The organism is Peribacillus simplex (assembly GCF_900156045.1).
GTDB lineage: Bacteria > Bacillota > Bacilli > Bacillales > DSM-1321 > Peribacillus > Peribacillus simplex_D.
Map to the genome: position 1 here is coordinate 157,168 of NZ_FTMX01000005.1, position 15,834 is coordinate 173,001.

At 40.2% G+C, this 15,834-nt stretch carries 15 protein-coding genes; all 15 read right to left on the bottom strand.

The genetic code is table 11. From position 1 onward, the window contains the following. Positions 1-40 precede the first annotated feature (40 nt). Entirely contained in the window at positions 41-958 is a 918-nt protein-coding gene (locus BW986_RS17785) for a DMT family transporter (RefSeq protein ID WP_076369255.1), read from the bottom strand. Further along, on the bottom strand, positions 951-1,646 hold the full coding sequence (locus tag BW986_RS17790; protein WP_081395684.1) for a GntR family transcriptional regulator: 696 nt from the start codon (positions 1,644-1,646) through the stop codon (positions 951-953). The genes BW986_RS17785 and BW986_RS17790 overlap by 8 nt, the downstream gene beginning before the upstream one ends. A 423-nt stretch (positions 1,647-2,069) precedes the next feature. Then, on the bottom strand, positions 2,070-3,218 hold the full coding sequence (locus BW986_RS17795) for a M42 family metallopeptidase (RefSeq protein WP_260320890.1): 1,149 nt from the start codon (positions 3,216-3,218) through the stop codon (positions 2,070-2,072). Between the two features lie 33 nt (positions 3,219-3,251). Then, on the bottom strand, positions 3,252-4,433 hold the full coding sequence (locus BW986_RS17800; protein ID WP_076369257.1) for an amidohydrolase: 1,182 nt from the start codon (positions 4,431-4,433) through the stop codon (positions 3,252-3,254). 41 nt (positions 4,434-4,474) lie between these two features. Then, positions 4,475-5,953, bottom strand: coding sequence for a sodium:solute symporter family protein (locus tag BW986_RS17805; protein ID WP_076369259.1), 1,479 nt, complete (start codon positions 5,951-5,953; stop codon positions 4,475-4,477). Continuing rightward, positions 5,950-6,153, bottom strand: a complete 204-nt coding sequence (locus tag BW986_RS17810; RefSeq protein ID WP_076369261.1) for a DUF3311 domain-containing protein — start codon at positions 6,151-6,153, stop codon at positions 5,950-5,952. Before BW986_RS17810 ends, BW986_RS17805 begins: the two co-directional genes overlap by 4 nt. Before the next feature lie 346 nt (positions 6,154-6,499). Further along, positions 6,500-7,120, bottom strand: coding sequence for a malonate decarboxylase holo-ACP synthase (locus BW986_RS17815; protein ID WP_076369263.1), 621 nt, complete (start codon positions 7,118-7,120; stop codon positions 6,500-6,502). Beyond that, positions 7,111-8,796, bottom strand: a complete 1,686-nt coding sequence (locus BW986_RS17820) for a biotin-independent malonate decarboxylase subunit beta (RefSeq protein ID WP_076369265.1) — start codon at positions 8,794-8,796, stop codon at positions 7,111-7,113. The genes BW986_RS17815 and BW986_RS17820 overlap by 10 nt, the downstream gene beginning before the upstream one ends. Beyond that, entirely contained in the window at positions 8,777-9,085 is a 309-nt protein-coding gene (locus tag BW986_RS17825; protein WP_076369267.1) for a malonate decarboxylase subunit delta, read from the bottom strand. Before BW986_RS17825 ends, BW986_RS17820 begins: the two co-directional genes overlap by 20 nt. A 12-nt stretch (positions 9,086-9,097) precedes the next feature. Beyond that, a complete protein-coding gene (locus BW986_RS17830; RefSeq protein ID WP_076369269.1) occupies positions 9,098-9,955 on the bottom strand; it encodes a triphosphoribosyl-dephospho-CoA synthase in 858 nt (285 codons plus the stop codon). 15 nt (positions 9,956-9,970) lie between these two features. Continuing rightward, positions 9,971-11,632, bottom strand: a complete 1,662-nt coding sequence (mdcA, locus tag BW986_RS17835; RefSeq protein WP_076369896.1) for a malonate decarboxylase subunit alpha — start codon at positions 11,630-11,632, stop codon at positions 9,971-9,973. 15 nt (positions 11,633-11,647) lie between these two features. Continuing rightward, positions 11,648-12,580, bottom strand: a complete 933-nt coding sequence (locus BW986_RS17840; RefSeq protein WP_076369898.1) for an ACP S-malonyltransferase — start codon at positions 12,578-12,580, stop codon at positions 11,648-11,650. A gap of 30 nt (positions 12,581-12,610) precedes the next feature. Then, positions 12,611-13,258, bottom strand: coding sequence for a GntR family transcriptional regulator (locus tag BW986_RS17845; protein WP_076369271.1), 648 nt, complete (start codon positions 13,256-13,258; stop codon positions 12,611-12,613). Positions 13,259-14,099: 841 nt separating this feature from the next. Beyond that, positions 14,100-14,912, bottom strand: a complete 813-nt coding sequence (locus BW986_RS17850) for a class I SAM-dependent methyltransferase (protein ID WP_076369273.1) — start codon at positions 14,910-14,912, stop codon at positions 14,100-14,102. Between the two features lie 173 nt (positions 14,913-15,085). Beyond that, entirely contained in the window at positions 15,086-15,532 is a 447-nt protein-coding gene (locus tag BW986_RS17855; protein WP_397222550.1) for a HEAT repeat domain-containing protein, read from the bottom strand. Between the last annotated feature and the right edge of the window lie 302 nt (positions 15,533-15,834).

The window sequence follows — 15,834 nt, forward strand, 5'->3', positions numbered from 1 at the left end:
CAAGATAGATTCCATTATTTTGCCCGCTTAACAACTGACATTACTTGTTTTTTACGATTGATAAAATCGTAATGGTGCTTATAATGCAGAGTGTACCGAGCCACTCGGCAAAACCGAATGTTACATTCAGCCAGAAAACGGATATTAAGGTTGCAGATAATGGCTCAACAGAAGCTAATAAACTTACCTCTGAAGCCGAAATGAATTTTGTACTTTCCAAATAAAAATAAAAAGCAATGATCGTACCGAAAATGATGATGAATAAAACCGCTGAAAATGATGGGAACGTCCAATTACCTTCAAATGCCCATGGAGGATGAATCATGCTAAAGCATATTCCCCCAATCAACATGCCCCATCCCACTACAATCATTGAACCCCATCTTGAAAGGAGTTCATACGGCTGCAATGTATAGAATGCCAATGCAAAGGCTGATGTTACTCCCCAAAATACTGCCCACCCGGAAATGGAAAGCGAATGTATGCTTCCTCCTGTCACAAGCAAAAAAGTGCCTAAAATCGCTATGATCACAGCTACACTCACAGTAATGCTTGGAAAACGTCTGGAATGAATGGCTAAATAACAAGTGATCAGGGCCGGTGCCAGGTATTGAAGCACTGTAGCAGTGGCTGCGTTGCCATGTTCAATTGCTGCAAAATATGTGTATTGAACAGCGAGCATACCCAAAATTGCAAAAAGGATAATTTGAAGCGCATCTTTTTTAGTTTTCCAAATCTCAAAAACTTTCATTCTTTCGTTCTTATATGCGACCCCCAATAAGATGATTCCAGAAAGCAACAAGCGTACAACAGTGAGCCACTCAGGACTGAAACCTTGATGCTGAAATAGATATTGAGCTGCCGTTCCTGATACTCCCCATAACGCAGCGCCAGTCAGTACAAGTGCAATCCCTTTATTTCTTGAAGGTGATATGGCAACTATAGTATCATTACTCATTTTTTTCTTCCCCACTTTTTACACGTTCCGTATGGGCTTGAATTCTATAGTAACTTTCTTTCCAATTCTTTTCTATCACCTTAAGCACCATAGGGAGATTTCCATTCCTTAAAGCCTGTATGATTCTATCATGCTCATCAACGGAAAGAAGAACATCACTTACCTGATTGAAATAAAACAGTTCCATTCTTATAAGTTTTTGTTTGAGTCCTGATAGAATCCGCTTCAATTCATCATTTGTAGAAAGATTGATGTAAATGGAGTGAAAGTCATCATCTTTCTGAACGGCCACTATTTGATTTCCCTCGTCTATTGCTTTTTTCACTTCATGATTGATGGCTTCCATCTCAATTAAGTGTTTTTCTTCAATGAAGTCAAAAGCCTGTTCCATAGCCAACTTTTCCAGTGTCCAAACAATTGAATATATGTTTAATACCCCTTCGAATTGAATGGGGGAAACAATAGTTGAACAACTTGGCTTAGTCTCTACAAATCCCTCATCCTCAAGCCTTAAAAGTGCTTCCCTAATGGGGGTTCTGCTTACTCCCAATTGATCGGCCAATTCTTTGTCCCGTAATTGTTGGCCGGGCGTTAGGGTTCCCTGTACAATCCAATCCCGCAAAATCATGTATGCTTCTTCACGTACAGAAGTACGTTTAATTTTTTGTGATGAATTTGAATGCAGCAAAGGCTATACCTCCTTGAAATGCAAATATATAATATGCAATATATCACATAATGCATGCCGTTAAAATAGAAATAAGAAAATTTCACCGCTGTATTTTTTTATTTGATTTCATAATTGCTCCACCACATGGCATTAGTCTCTTGGTCTCGTCAAGGGAGAAAGTAAAAGCCAAGAATAAAAGAATTCAAATATTTACATAATTAGAAAGAATGATTTCTAACGAAAGAACGAACTTTTCTTTTCAAACTAAAAAGACAACACTCCCAACCAGAGTGCTGTCTTTTTAGTTGAGATTATCCCATCTTTAATAAGTTATTCTTTTGCCCTTGGTAAGCGGAAAACTTCTAACCTTTATTTATTTTCTAGAGTAAGAACAGTATAAGAAACTTAACTCATTTAACTCATTCTTTACACAATAATATGTTAAATAAAACTTAAATCTTTCCCTCCATTGTCCAAAACGATTCCTTTTGCAATCTTCAAGACCCCTTCGGCATCATTGAGATTGACTAATTCAACTGGGGAGTGCGAATATCTGCGCGGCGTTGAAAGAACTCCTACTGGTATTCCTTTATTCGCAGAAGTCAAACTGGCTGCATCAGTTGTATAGGAATCCCCTACTAACGTTATCGTCTGTAATGGTACATTTGCTTTAGCTGCCTGTTCTTCGATGATTTCCCTCACTTTAGGGTGGATGTGGTTGAAAACCATTGTACCTCTAACCCCATCCGCAATAGGACAAGCTGGTCCTTTTCCTAGGTAGACGGGAAGTGATATTTCTGTATCGATATCAGGTGTATCGCCAGCTGGGATTGTATCTAGTACGATTGCATAATCAGGCTCAATTGAATTTCCTACCATAATGGCTCCAAGCAGTCCCACCTCTTCTTGAACAGTTACAACACCATATAATGTTCCCGCAAATTCAACGCCTTGTAATTCTTTAAATAACTCTATTAATATTGCACAATGAATTCGATTATCAACGGATTTTGTACATACAAGATCTTTATTTACCATTTCCATAAAATCACTTTGGAATACAATGGGATCTCCCACTTTAATTCCCATGTTTTCAACCTCTATTCTCGAGGAAGCCCCTACATCTATGTAACATTCACGTGTTGTTTTAACGCGTTTACTTTCTTCGGGAGTTTGCATGTGTCCAGCTTTTATCCCGATTATTCCAGGTAATTTTTTTATTGTAACCCAGACTTTTCTCCCTAACAATAATTGATCGGAAACCCCTCCCACCTTATCAAACATGATAAAACCATTGGGTAAAATATTTTTCACACAAAATCCAACCTCATCAGAATGGCTCGATATCATCAGTTTAGGCCCGGGGATATTTCCTTTTTTTATCGCAATCACATTGCCATTGCGATCTACATCCACCTCGTCAGCATATGGTAACAATTTGTCCCTCATATATTTTACAACTTCTTGTTCTGATCCAGAAACTCCTATCAAGCCAGTTAATTCTCTTAATGACTTTTTTATACTTTCTTTCACTTTTTCATCTCTGAGTGAATGTCCAACCTTTTGGTCTATCATATTGGTAGTTTTCATTTGAACTCCTCCTTTTGGTTTTCCCTTGATAACTTAATTTATATTAGTAGTTTTCGCTAAAAAAATTGAAAGAAACATTTTTCCAATGATTAACATGGACTGTTCATCTACATCAAATCTTGGATGATGATGAGGATAGATAGCATCTTTTTCCGGATTCTTACCTCCAACCCAGAAAAAAGTTCCTGGTACTTTTTGCAAATAATATGCGAAATCCTCCATGCCCATATGGGGTTTCATCTTTTTTACATGTTCATCCCCGATAAGCAACTTAGCTTGTTCTTCCACTTTTCTTGTTTCATTCGGATGGTTCCAAACCGCAGGATAGCCTCTATCATAACTATACCTCACTGCAGCTCCAGCGCCTTCACAGGTGGATTTTGCTATTTGCCCAATAGACACTTCAATCAAATCACGGACATCTTCGTCGAAAGTTCGTACCGTCCCTTTAATTTTTGCGGTGTTTGGAATTATATTATAAGCATCACCACTGTTAAATGAACCGACTGTAACAACAGCAGGCTTGAGCGGATCGACACGTCTGCTTACAATTTGTTGAAGATTCATGACAAGTTGACTACCGACCAAAAGTGGGTCTACAGTTAATTCTGGTGTAGCCCCATGACCTCCAACACCTAAGATGTCGATTTCGAACCGGTCTCCCGAAGCCATTAAGTATCCTTCATTAACTCCTATTGTTCCAAACGGAAGATGGGAAGCAACATGTGCTCCATAAATGGAATCCACTCCGTTGAGACAGCCATCCTCGATCATAGGCTTGGCTCCTCCTGGAATTACTTCTTCGGCAAATTGATGAATAAACACAACATCTCCTTCAAGCTCATCTTTCACTTCAGACAACACTTTTGCCACTCCAAGTAAAGCTGCCGTATGAATATCATGCCCACAAGCATGCATGACTCCTGGAACTCTTGACTTATAAGCTACTTCTTTTTCATCTTGTATGGGCAAAGCATCAAAATCGGCACGGAAAGCGACTGTCTTCCCAGGTTTCCCTCCTTTCAACTTTCCCAGAACCCCTCTGCCTCCAACGCCAGTTTTCACTTCCAATCCCAGGTTAGTTAAAAAATCGGCAATTTTCTTAGGTGTATCCTCCTCTTGAAAAGATAGTTCTGGGTACATATGAAGATCTCTGCGGAATTCTACTAGTTCAGGGTATAAATCTTGGAATCTATTAAGTAGGTTTTCTATCATAAGTAAAGTCCTTCCCAGATAATATTTTTTTGCAATGGGCATTAAATCAAGTGAGAATTTTTCGCTTCTGAAGATACTGGAAGTTGTTTAGTGAAAGCACTTACAATAAGCATGATGATTACGTTTACGGCTAAAGCGATAATACCAGCATTCAAATCCTTCAATACTTGTGGTAACCCAGGCAGCAAAGTGCCAATGGTGGCATTCGTGATCGTCATATATGCCACAGTGATGACTCCAGCTATCATTCCAGCTGCAGCACCTTGTTTCGTTACTACATTATTTTTCGCCAAGCTAAACAGTATTGCTGGAAACAATTGCGTTATAAAGGTATATGCCATTAGGAGAAGGGTTACGATGGAATTGCCACCGTTAAATGTAAAGTAGACGCAAATTAGTGAAATAACAGGGACTAACATTTTAGAAAGCATTGAAATTTGTTTTTCAGAAGCTGATGGGATAATGACTTTATATACGTTCTTGGATAATGTTACGGATGCTGTCATTAAAAGCATTGAGCCTGGAACTAAAGCAGTCAATAAGCCGGCTGCACCAATCACCCCAACAAACCAAGGATCAAAAGTTTGTATGGAAATACGCAGTAATGCGAGGTCAGTATCCGCACCCTGTAAACCAGGAACTTGCTTAATCGCTGCAAACCCGACAAAAAAGATAAACAATAACATAAGTGTATATAGCGGAGTTATTACGGCATTTTTTCGAATGGTTTTTGGTCCAGTTGCCGAATACGTTGCAACAAATAAGTGGGGCCACATTAATCCGCCAATGCTCGTCATCACCACGGTGGAAATAAACCATGAAATTCCGAGGCCAGAATCAGGCAGCTTGAGAAAGTCTGGATTGGTCGCTTGAATCTCTCTGAACATGGGCTCTATCCCGCCATAATAATGAGAGGGAATATATATTCCGATAAAAACGACGACCCCAAATATTAAAATATCTTTAATAATAGCCGTCTTTGCCGATCCATGTATACCAGAAATCATCACGTAAACCGTAACGGAAACTACACCGATCCAAGTCGCGACAGTAGGGGATATGAAACCATAAGACGCTTCAGAAACAATGATGCCCAGACCTTTTAGTTGAAGTACAATGTAAGGAATCATCGAAATGACACCAATAAGGGCAGTGATAACTCCTAAAAAAGGACTTTTATACTTACTAGCAAAGAAATCAGATTGAGATACCAGCCTATGAGCTTTTGCATATTTCCAAACAGTTGGATACAGCCAATAAAAAATACAATAGATGAGACTAAGATATGCGATTATATAAAAGGCCGGTCCACCCTTTCCGTAAGCCCAGGAGCTTGCACCAAGAAATGTAAATGTTGTATACGATTCTCCCGCCATTAAAAGGAAAACAAGAATCGTTCCAAACCCTCTTCCACCAACAGCCCATTCCTCAAGGTTCATATCTTTCCCTTTTCTAGCATTGATGCCGATATAAATAATGAACAGCAGAAAACCGAAAAGCACAAAGAGTGATGCATTCATTCTGTATCACCACCTTCTTGGTTGGCGGGGTCAATTTTAAAAACGATGCCCATAATTAATGTCGTTAAAACGACCCATAAAACGATCCAAAACATGAAAAACGGCAATCCGAGTACAAACGGTTCTACACGATTAACTAATGGAAGAGAAAAAAGCATCCCGAGAAAAGGAATCATACTTAAAAAATGGCCCAACTTCATTGTGCAACACTCCTTCAAATTTAATCGTTTTCAATGAACAACCATATTACATTGTTCAAATTGCGTACTCTCCGTCATGTTATAAACTAGTAAAACGAAAAAAACTATTCCTGTTTTAATCAAAAACAAATCGATCGGTTTAACTGTGTCTTTCCATTCTTAGCTTCAAAATGACATTCAATTACGTAACAACTTACACATCCTGCAAATAACTCATTTGCTGCTTTCTGAATCACCTCCTCTCCTACCTGTTTAATCCAATAAAAACTGAACGGGCAAAATAAAATTCTAATGTATCATGAAATTTCTTAAGACATTTTTTATATGCCCTCCTTTAATAAATTTTTTATTTTGAAAATTGCAGTGTGACTTTTTTTAAAAAGGGACCATCCACTGTCCGGAATAATACGGCCTTTCCTTTAGAATTTGCATATTCACTTAATGAAAAAGCACCTACTTTCGTTTCCAGTTGGACATCAATCCGAAATGGATTTTTCTTCAGTCCATTTTCAATTTTCTGAGCGAAATTAATGGTGAATTCTTCTGAAATTCGAATGACAATATCAATATCACTTTTCTCTGTGACTACTTCTTGTCCAGTGGCGAGTTCGAATCCAACACTTCCGGTTGGCCCCCAAGTTAGCGAAGCTTGATCCAAAAATTCACTGACTCGATCTAAACACTGAAAAATCTTTTTTGAATGATTCTGCCAACCTTTATCCTGTACCAGCCGTTCGGGAGTAATTCTGCTTAGAATCGAATCAATTGGTAAAAAGGCAGCGAATCTTTTATTTCTTTCAGGCCCTCGAACACCTACCGCCACCTGTCCTTTTGCTGCACGGGAACGGCGGATTACCACAAATGGGGAAAATGCTAGTGATTCTGCTACCCAATTCGGAATAGGGGTATGGCTGATCAATTCATCCGCTCCTTTAATCCTCAACAAGTCATGTGGGTTTAGTTCCATTGTTCATTCAGTTTCTCCCTCACTAAAATGGATGCCGCACGTCCCCCTGATACAGCAAAAGGAGATGTTAATCGAACTTTTAAATCCACTGAACCAGCCATTTTAATGTCGGAAATCGCTTCCTTTATTTCTTTATGGATAATATTGCGGTCCTTTTGTCCCGGCATGTCCGCTTTCACTCCATCTACCAACGAATGCAAAGCTCCAAGCCGTTCGAATGATCCGATATCGTACGCCATCGCTGGCACTTTTTTCGCCGCGATTTCTAATTCTTCTATGCTTCTCTGTGTAATGCGTGCTGCAGATTGTTTTGACATAACATGTACATTCACACCCGGATCACGAAGTGCAATTAACCGGTTGGCTTGCATGCCATGTGATAAAAAGGCACCTGAAATGGCATTCCCCGGTATGAACGATATAACGGGATGCCCTTCCAAACGTGCGGTGACATATGCATCGACGGCAGCTGCACATGCCTGATGAACGCCTAGCAGTTCTTCGTGATAACCATAGGCCTGACTAGGAACATCGACGATGGCCACGATTGCTCGTTTTTCCCCATTTCGATCTTCTTCAATTGCTTCCCTAACATGCTTTGCAATTGACCATCCCTCCTGTAAACCTACTTCCCCATATCTTGCCCTTGGAAAGCGACTCTTTGCATCCGTTACTACAGCAATATAACGTACCTTCGTATTGCCTATGTAAGCATCTGCAACTCGAACAGAGGGGACATCGCCTATTTCAGGAAATCCATTACTCAATAAATCAAACCAGGTCTGTCCCCGTCCATTAGATTTTTCGCCCTTTGAAACAGCTTGAATTTCCCTAACATCATCAGATCGAAACTGATTCCACAGCTCCCGTACATCTTCTGGCGATATCCGCTGTGACGGCTCCACTGCATTTATAAACGCCCCATACCTCTTAATCTGTCCTGATCTTGGTTCAAAGGAAACCTGACCGTTTATTATTGAAAAGGCGGCTGCTTTTACAGCCTCCGAATCATCTTCAATTAATATATCCGCAAAACCGGCCGACCTCCGCTGTTCTCCGCCAATTGTACCCCAAATCAGAGGGCGGTCTTTTGAGTCGAACTCGCGAATACCGGCTTCCTGCTCAATCACTTCAGGCCCGTTTAATCCCAGCCGGCCTTCTCTCGTCATAATGATGGCACTGCAAAGACCTGCTGTAATCGACATACCGCCAAATGCACCGATTTTCCCTGGGATAATAGCAATGACAGGAACATGGAAGCGAAGCGCCACAATGGCTGAGCCAATTTCGGCAATGGACAGTAAACCATAATTGGCTTCCTGCAGCCTCACTCCCCCGGAATCAAACAGTATGATCGGAATCGTCTTTATTCCGGCTTCACAATCCTTTAAGGCCATTTCGAGTGAACCGGCGATTTTTGCACCAGATACTTCGCCGATACCTCCGCCTTGAAAATTCCCCTCTATGGATATCACGACTGCCCGTTCCCCATTAATCGTACCCTTAGCCACAATAACCCCATCATCACTTTGCGGAACGATTCCTTGAGGCTCCAAGTGAGGCGATTCCAGCCCATCAAATGGACCGAGAAGCTCTTTATATGTTCCGTTATCCAGTAGTTTCATCGCTCTTTCCCGTCCACTGCATTCTACAAAACTACTTTTTGTTAGAATCAAGCAAACTCACCTCCAGCGCTTGTGCGAGTCGGATCGTCACAACACCAGGTGTTGCGCCAAAATCATTAATTTTAACTTTTGCAGCGACATCATGTTGTGTGAAAAATCGTTGAATTATCGATTTCCATGTATCTTTAAAACCGGTGATTCCCGTCCGAATGGTAACCTCAGTCCGTAATTCTTCACACGGCTCTATCAACACTTCCAAATCACCCGATCCAACAACGCCAACATGTGCACGATTGACAATTTTTCTTGTAGCAGGAAATGTGTATTTGAAACTTTCCAAATGAAGGCCCCCTTAATGTATAGACTCAACTTCTTTTTGAACTTCATCACCGGTTATATGTCCTTGGATTTTATCTAAAAAAAGCGTAGCGGCGAGCATGTCCGCACTGCCTCCTGGAGATATATTAAGTCTCGTAAACTCATCATTAAGAATTTTTAACTTTTCTAGACTTCCACTTGATAACACCGAGGCTGCTTGCTTTTTAGCAAATATAAGTGCTTCAGGACCCCCTCGATGTAAAATGCATGTATCATCCAAAGAAGCAATTAAGGCTAACAGTGAATTTAGTTGAGCCTCATTTTCCGCCAATCCGTACGCCCTTGATCGTTTAAGCATTGGCATGGAAACCTGCACAATATGAGGAAAACCTTGCTCTGCCTCTGCTCTTGCTCCATTTACACCGTATTTTGCAGAAACAAGCATGCCATTTGTAGCGATATTAGGACAATGTCGATCTGGATAACGGGCCGTTTCACCAGCCAGTGAAACAATTTCTTTTATTGCATAACAGCCTTTTCCCATCGCTGCACCTGAAACGAGCAGACCAATCGCCCAAATGGCGCCTTTATGCGTGTTCACGCCACCGGTAGTTTCGAACATTCTATTTTCTCCATTACGGCCGATCGCCGCAATTTCTTCTCTTAAAGAAAGTGAGGGACTGTTGCCGTAGCTAATAAATGCGATTTGTTCAAATGTTTCCTTTAATGATAGTGCGGATTTTAGCATGAGTTCGATCGTCAAATCTTGGTGGGCACCGTTATTGACCCGATCGACAAGGCCCGGTTTCGGTGTCAGTTCGACTTCTTCTATTAAAGAGTGAACTGCTGAATCAGCTGCGTAGCGGCTGAATGCCTCTTTTGCATTTCTCATTTTTGCACCTCCCGGTTACCAGCTTATAAACTTTTCCGGCGGTTCGTATAGCCCATCCGACCACTGAACGATTTCCTCTATACTTTTAGCTGCCAGCAAAGACCGTTTTGCATCTGACCGGCGGATGTTCAAATCTTCTGGAAGTGCGATCAAACCTTCACGCCGCAGGCTATCTGTTTTCTTCGGATCATGTGTTAGTCCAACAGGCGTAACCCCTGCAACCGCTGCAATCGCTTCCCTGCGTTTTTCCATGCTGTCCGCTTTGTATAAGTAAGCGATGCCTTCTTCGGTCACGACGTGTGTAACATCATCCCCATAAATCATGACGGGTGCTATAGCTAGGCCTGTATCTTTTTTAACGCTTATAGCATCCAATGATTCTACGAAAATAGGTTTATTTCCAGCTTGGAAGGTCTCTACAACTTGGACAACCAACTTCTTTCCACGAGCTAGCGGATCATCGGCCGTCATCATATTTAACCACGCTGGAGTTGAATGTCGCCGTCCCCCAGGGTCATGGCCCATATTTGGCGCACCGCCGTACCCTGCCAGTCTTCCTCGGGTTACAGTTGAAGAATTTCCATCCTTGTCCATTTGCAGGGTCGACCCGATAAATAAATCGACCGCATATTGCCCTGCCATCTGCGATAATGTTCGGTTCGAACGCAAAGTGCCATCTCGTCCGGTAAAAAAAACATCACGGCGTGACGCGACATACTTTTCCATTCCGACTTCCCCGCCAAAACAATGAACGCTGTCAATCCATCCACTTTCAATCGCAGGAATGAGTGTCGGGTGCGGATTCAATGCCCAGTGTTTGCATATCTTCCCTCTTAATCCAAGTGATTCTCCATAAGTGGGAAGCAGTAGTTCAATCGCTGCCGTGTTATACCCAATACCATGATTCAACGATATGACTTCGTGTTTTTCATAAATACCACGGATCACCATCATCGCCTGTAAAATCTGTATATCGGTAATATGCCGGGGATCACGTGTAAATAAAGGTTCAAGCTCATATGGTTCATCCGCCACAACGATATAATCGACCCAAGAAGCGGGAATATCGACACGTGGCAGTTCATCAATCAGTTCATTTACCTGAACGATGACAATCCCATCGCGAAATGCAGCTGCTTCAATAATCGTTGGTGTCTCTTCTGTATTGGGACCTGTGTAAAGATTCCCATGTCGGTCTGCCTTATCCGCAGCAACAAGTGCAATCGAAGGAATCAGGTCTATGAAAAGACGTCCATAAAGTTCGATATATGTGTGTATTTCTCCCATGGTTAGTTTGCCATCTTCCAGCATTTGAGCCATACGAAGACTTTGCGGACCAGCATATGCAAAATCTATTTTCTTTGCAATGCCGCATTCAAATAGATCCAAGTGCTCCGGTCTTGAAATACTGGACATTATCATGTGCAAATCAAACAATTTTTTGGGATTCGTCTGTGCGAGCGCTTTTGAAAGAAAGGATGCCTGCTTTTGATTATTTCCTTCAAGTACTACACGATCATAAGGCCTAATAACCTTTTCCATCACGTCCACGATTCGATCTGTAGGGATTATCATTCCGTTTACGAGACCCTTCACACTGTCCATGCGCTTTATCTTTTCTTCAAGGCGTTTCGTCCATGTTCGCTTTTGATTTACTACCTGTCCCGTTAATTCCATCATGGCAGTCCTCCTTTATTTTTTTGATTTTTCTCTCTTTGCTATAAACAGGCAATCATCATAGCCATTTTCTGATATTGACAAGGCCCTGGCTTCCGGAAATCCTTTTGCTGCTAAACGCGACAATACATTTCCCGGCGGCATTTCAATGAATAATCTCGTTCCGTTTTCGTATAAAACGGTAGAAGCATCATGCCACTGGACAGGGGATGAGATACTTTCAGCTAAATCCAGCCGGATATCATCCTGTTTAAACAGGAGCCGTCCCCCACGATTGCTTACATATGGAATCAAAGGACGATGAAATGGAATATCGTCAAGCGCTTCACCTAGCTCTTGTGAAACAGATGAGAGAAGCGGACAGTGGGAGGGCGTGCTGACACTCAGCAAGGAAGCGCTGCGAGCCCCGTTAACCTTGGCTTCATTTAATATTATTTTTATACCGGACAAAGCTCCTGAAAGCGTTATTTGATCTGGAGCATTTTTGTTCGACACAAACACTGGAAATTTTTCATCAAAATATTGGCTTACAAGTGAATGGAGTGTATCTGCTGCCATACCTATAACAACCCCCATGCCATATCCTCGAGGATATGCCCATTCCATGAGCTCGGCCCGAAGCCTAACGATTTTTAAAGCATCTTTAAATTCAATGACGCCGGCAGCAACTGCAGCACTAAATCCGCCTACTGAATGTCCGGCTACAAAATCCGGCATGATTCCCTCTGCTTCAAGTACTTTAAATCCTGCGATACCAGCAGTCAAAAGGGAAATCTGGACTGACTTGGTCGAGCAAAGTGCTTCTTTTGAGTGATGGTTATATACGTTTTCATTCAGTGTTTCACTTACTGCTTTCAGGACTTCTTTGACTGCGTTGCAGTCCGGCAATTCATTTAAAAGGCCTGGCTTTTGGCAACCTTGTCCGGGAAACAAAAAAGCAACCTTCAACACTGTTCACCTCCGTTCATAGCATGAACGCTAATTAAGCATTTTTTGAATGCTGGAGATTACATCAAGATTATGCTTTTGCAAGACTTCAGTTAATTCATTCATGTTTTGGTCTACTAACAACTGGAGGATGATTTCATGCTCAGAAATGGATTTTTCAATGTTGTTCCCGTTTGAAAAAGAGAGGCTTTGAATTCTCAACAAAGGCCAGCCTAGTTGGGAGTACATGTTTTTGATGGTTTCACTTTTGCTCATCTTAATAAGACATGTATGAAAAGAATGATTCAATTGGGTATAGGTATGAATATTTTCTATTTCCTTCATTTCTTTAAGTTGCTGTTTCATTTCTCTAAGAAGTATTTGGTCTATTCCATGCTTTTTAATTCGTTCCATGGCCATATTCTCCAACATATTCCGAATCTCAAGCAAATCGTATATTTCATTTTCCGTATATTCTTTTACAATGGCGCCCTTACGTGGAATTCTTTCTACTAGTCCTTCTTTAGCAAGCAAATAAATTGCCTCGCGGACGGGAGCTCTGCTCGTTCCGTATTCTTCTGCATAGATAAGTTCCACCAATTTTTCTCCTGGCTTAAGTACACCAGTTATGATTTGTTCTGTGATATGTTCCGCTATTGATTTAGATAATGCGTTATCCATGAAATTAAGTGATCCCATGAAGCTCCCTCACTTTCAGAATACTGTCGACTGTCGGCTTAATTATACAAACAAATTAAAGATAATTCAATATTTTCTGAAAATTTAAAATGAGGTTTACGCTTTTTTATATGCTAGGATAATATTTCCTGAAATACAGTCGACTGTATTTTTGTAATCGTTTGATTATCTATTGGATGGGTGAAATTATGAAGTCTTTGTTGCAGCGTTAACAATCTTATGGTTGGCTGTCGACTTTATGGTTTAAGAAGGTGAATGTCGATGAAGGGGCTTTTTTAAAACGTAGCTAATTTTTAAACATGGGTGTTTTTTGTATTTCACTCTTGTTAATGAATGGCGGCAAGCGGAAAGACCCTAATGCACTAGGTGGAGGTCCGCTTGTTTTGGCAGGTGTCTTCATTATTTTGCTGTATTTTCGTTCCGCTCTATGTAAGGTGAAAAGCATAAAATATCGGAGAATTCGAGGGGAGTCTTTTCATTAGGGTAGATATGTCGAAATAGTTTAGTAAAACTTCTTCCCTTGCAGTATAAATTTTCGATTGCGAATGTTTTTTAAAAAAATGTCTTGAAAATATCTTGGTGCTGACCGCATTCATTACAGGAATATTCTATTTCTAATGCATCTTCAGTTACTGTATGTACGGTCTCTTTTTTACAAGTTTCACAAAATCTCTTTTCGGATATTTCTTTCATGTATCATTCACACTCCGTTTTCCTATCATTGTTTTGTATCCTTGTTAATATTATTTTGCGAATATCCTTCAGAAAAAATACCTTTTTCCTGAAGGACCTTTAAAAGAAGATAATGAATTCTGAGAAAATGGTACTTGAATGTTTGATTTTACCTCGGATTCCAATACATCAAAGCTGCATGAAACGGATATTCGTATTCGAAAACTCCTTCTTTTTCCACCACATATTTATTAAGGATCGTTTTTACTTCATCATAGGAAAAATGTTCATCGAGAATTTTTGTTGTATTATCGCGCATCATTTCTTCATGGGTGGAATAGATTTTTTTACTTTTCAATTTAACAATCTTACAGTCCGCCAGTATTCCAAGTTGATACAAAACATTCAAGATGTGTATGTAATCCCGCTTTCTTAAATTGATTGTATATCCTCGTTGCTTCAATTCCATATAATGAGGTTTTTCTGGTCCGGTTGTCATACCTACTATCACTAACCGGGCTGCAGACTCATTCATTTTTAATAAAGTTTGACCGATTTCTGTCATACGGTAATAACAATTAAACCCAAATACTACATCATATCTGTCTCTTTTGGTATCACTTTCCCACTTATCATGAATCAATTCCATGTTTTTGAAACCTTTTTCATTCGCCTGGGATTCCAAAAAACTGATAATGCTTTTGGAACTATCTATACAAGTTAACTTCCTGACTTCTTTTGCAATATCGAATGTATAATTGCCCCATCCAGGGCCGATTTCCAATACATGATCATCCCGTTTTAATAATGCCATTAACTCCTGCTGCACAGGTTTTGCATAAGGATCCGCTTTATGTTGTTTTTTCCCTGCCACCTTGGATGCCCAAAAAGCTTCTTCTGCTGCATCATCTTTTAGCCTGTTAGGTATCTTCCCTGTATGATCTTCCATTGCCTGTTTCCAAAGTTCAATATAATCAGTCATCTTTTCTCCCCTGAATTCGTATGTATTTATCGGTTTTCCACCGTAGTTTGGTGTGGCTTATTATCGTTTGATTCCAAATTGAATATGTAGCCAATCAGCCGCCAGCTAGAGCTATTGTTTTACACATAAGAATAAGGAGCAATAACTTTGCTCCTTAAATAGTGGATGAACTTTTATCTTTTCGGTAAAGCAGACCATGTTTTTTCTAGCCACTTATCAAAGTCTGCTCCTTTTTCACCCTCATAGGTATCATATATATCCATTCTCATTTTCTGGAGTTTCTCTTTGAATTCAGTATATGTGTGATTTTCTGGTAAACTCTTCTTGATCCTGACTAAGATTTTGGTCAATCCTTTAACCAATTCGCCCTTTTTCCTTGCTGGCAATTGGACATCTTCGCCTAATCTTTTCAATTGACGGTAGGCGGCCTCTTGAACTTTATATACAGAATCACTATTCATGATATGTGTGAGAATGTCGATCACTTGTTTATTTTTTGACTGCCCTAATTCTTCGATCGCATCTAAACGTTCTCTCCAATTAGATTTTCGATTGGCAGATTTTTTTAATTCCTCATAGTTGGCAGGTAACTCAATACCTTTTGTTTCTTTGTTATTCAAATGAATCATTTCTCCTTCTGTCTTTATGTAATCCGGATATCAAGATGTTAATCCGATACTACAATAATCCCTTTACCAAGAATGGTTTATTCCATTCTTTATTATACCTGTTTCCATATTTCAATATAGTTATATTTCTTAATCATCTACTTTATTTTCAATCAGTCGGTTGCCGGGGGCAAGGCTTTGCTTCTACAAACTTACCTCGACTTATGCTCTTTAAAAGGCATAAATCCTGCCTGGATTCATGCCCCTATTGTTGACTATGAAGTAAGTTTTCTTATTATGTTGTTAAAAACAGA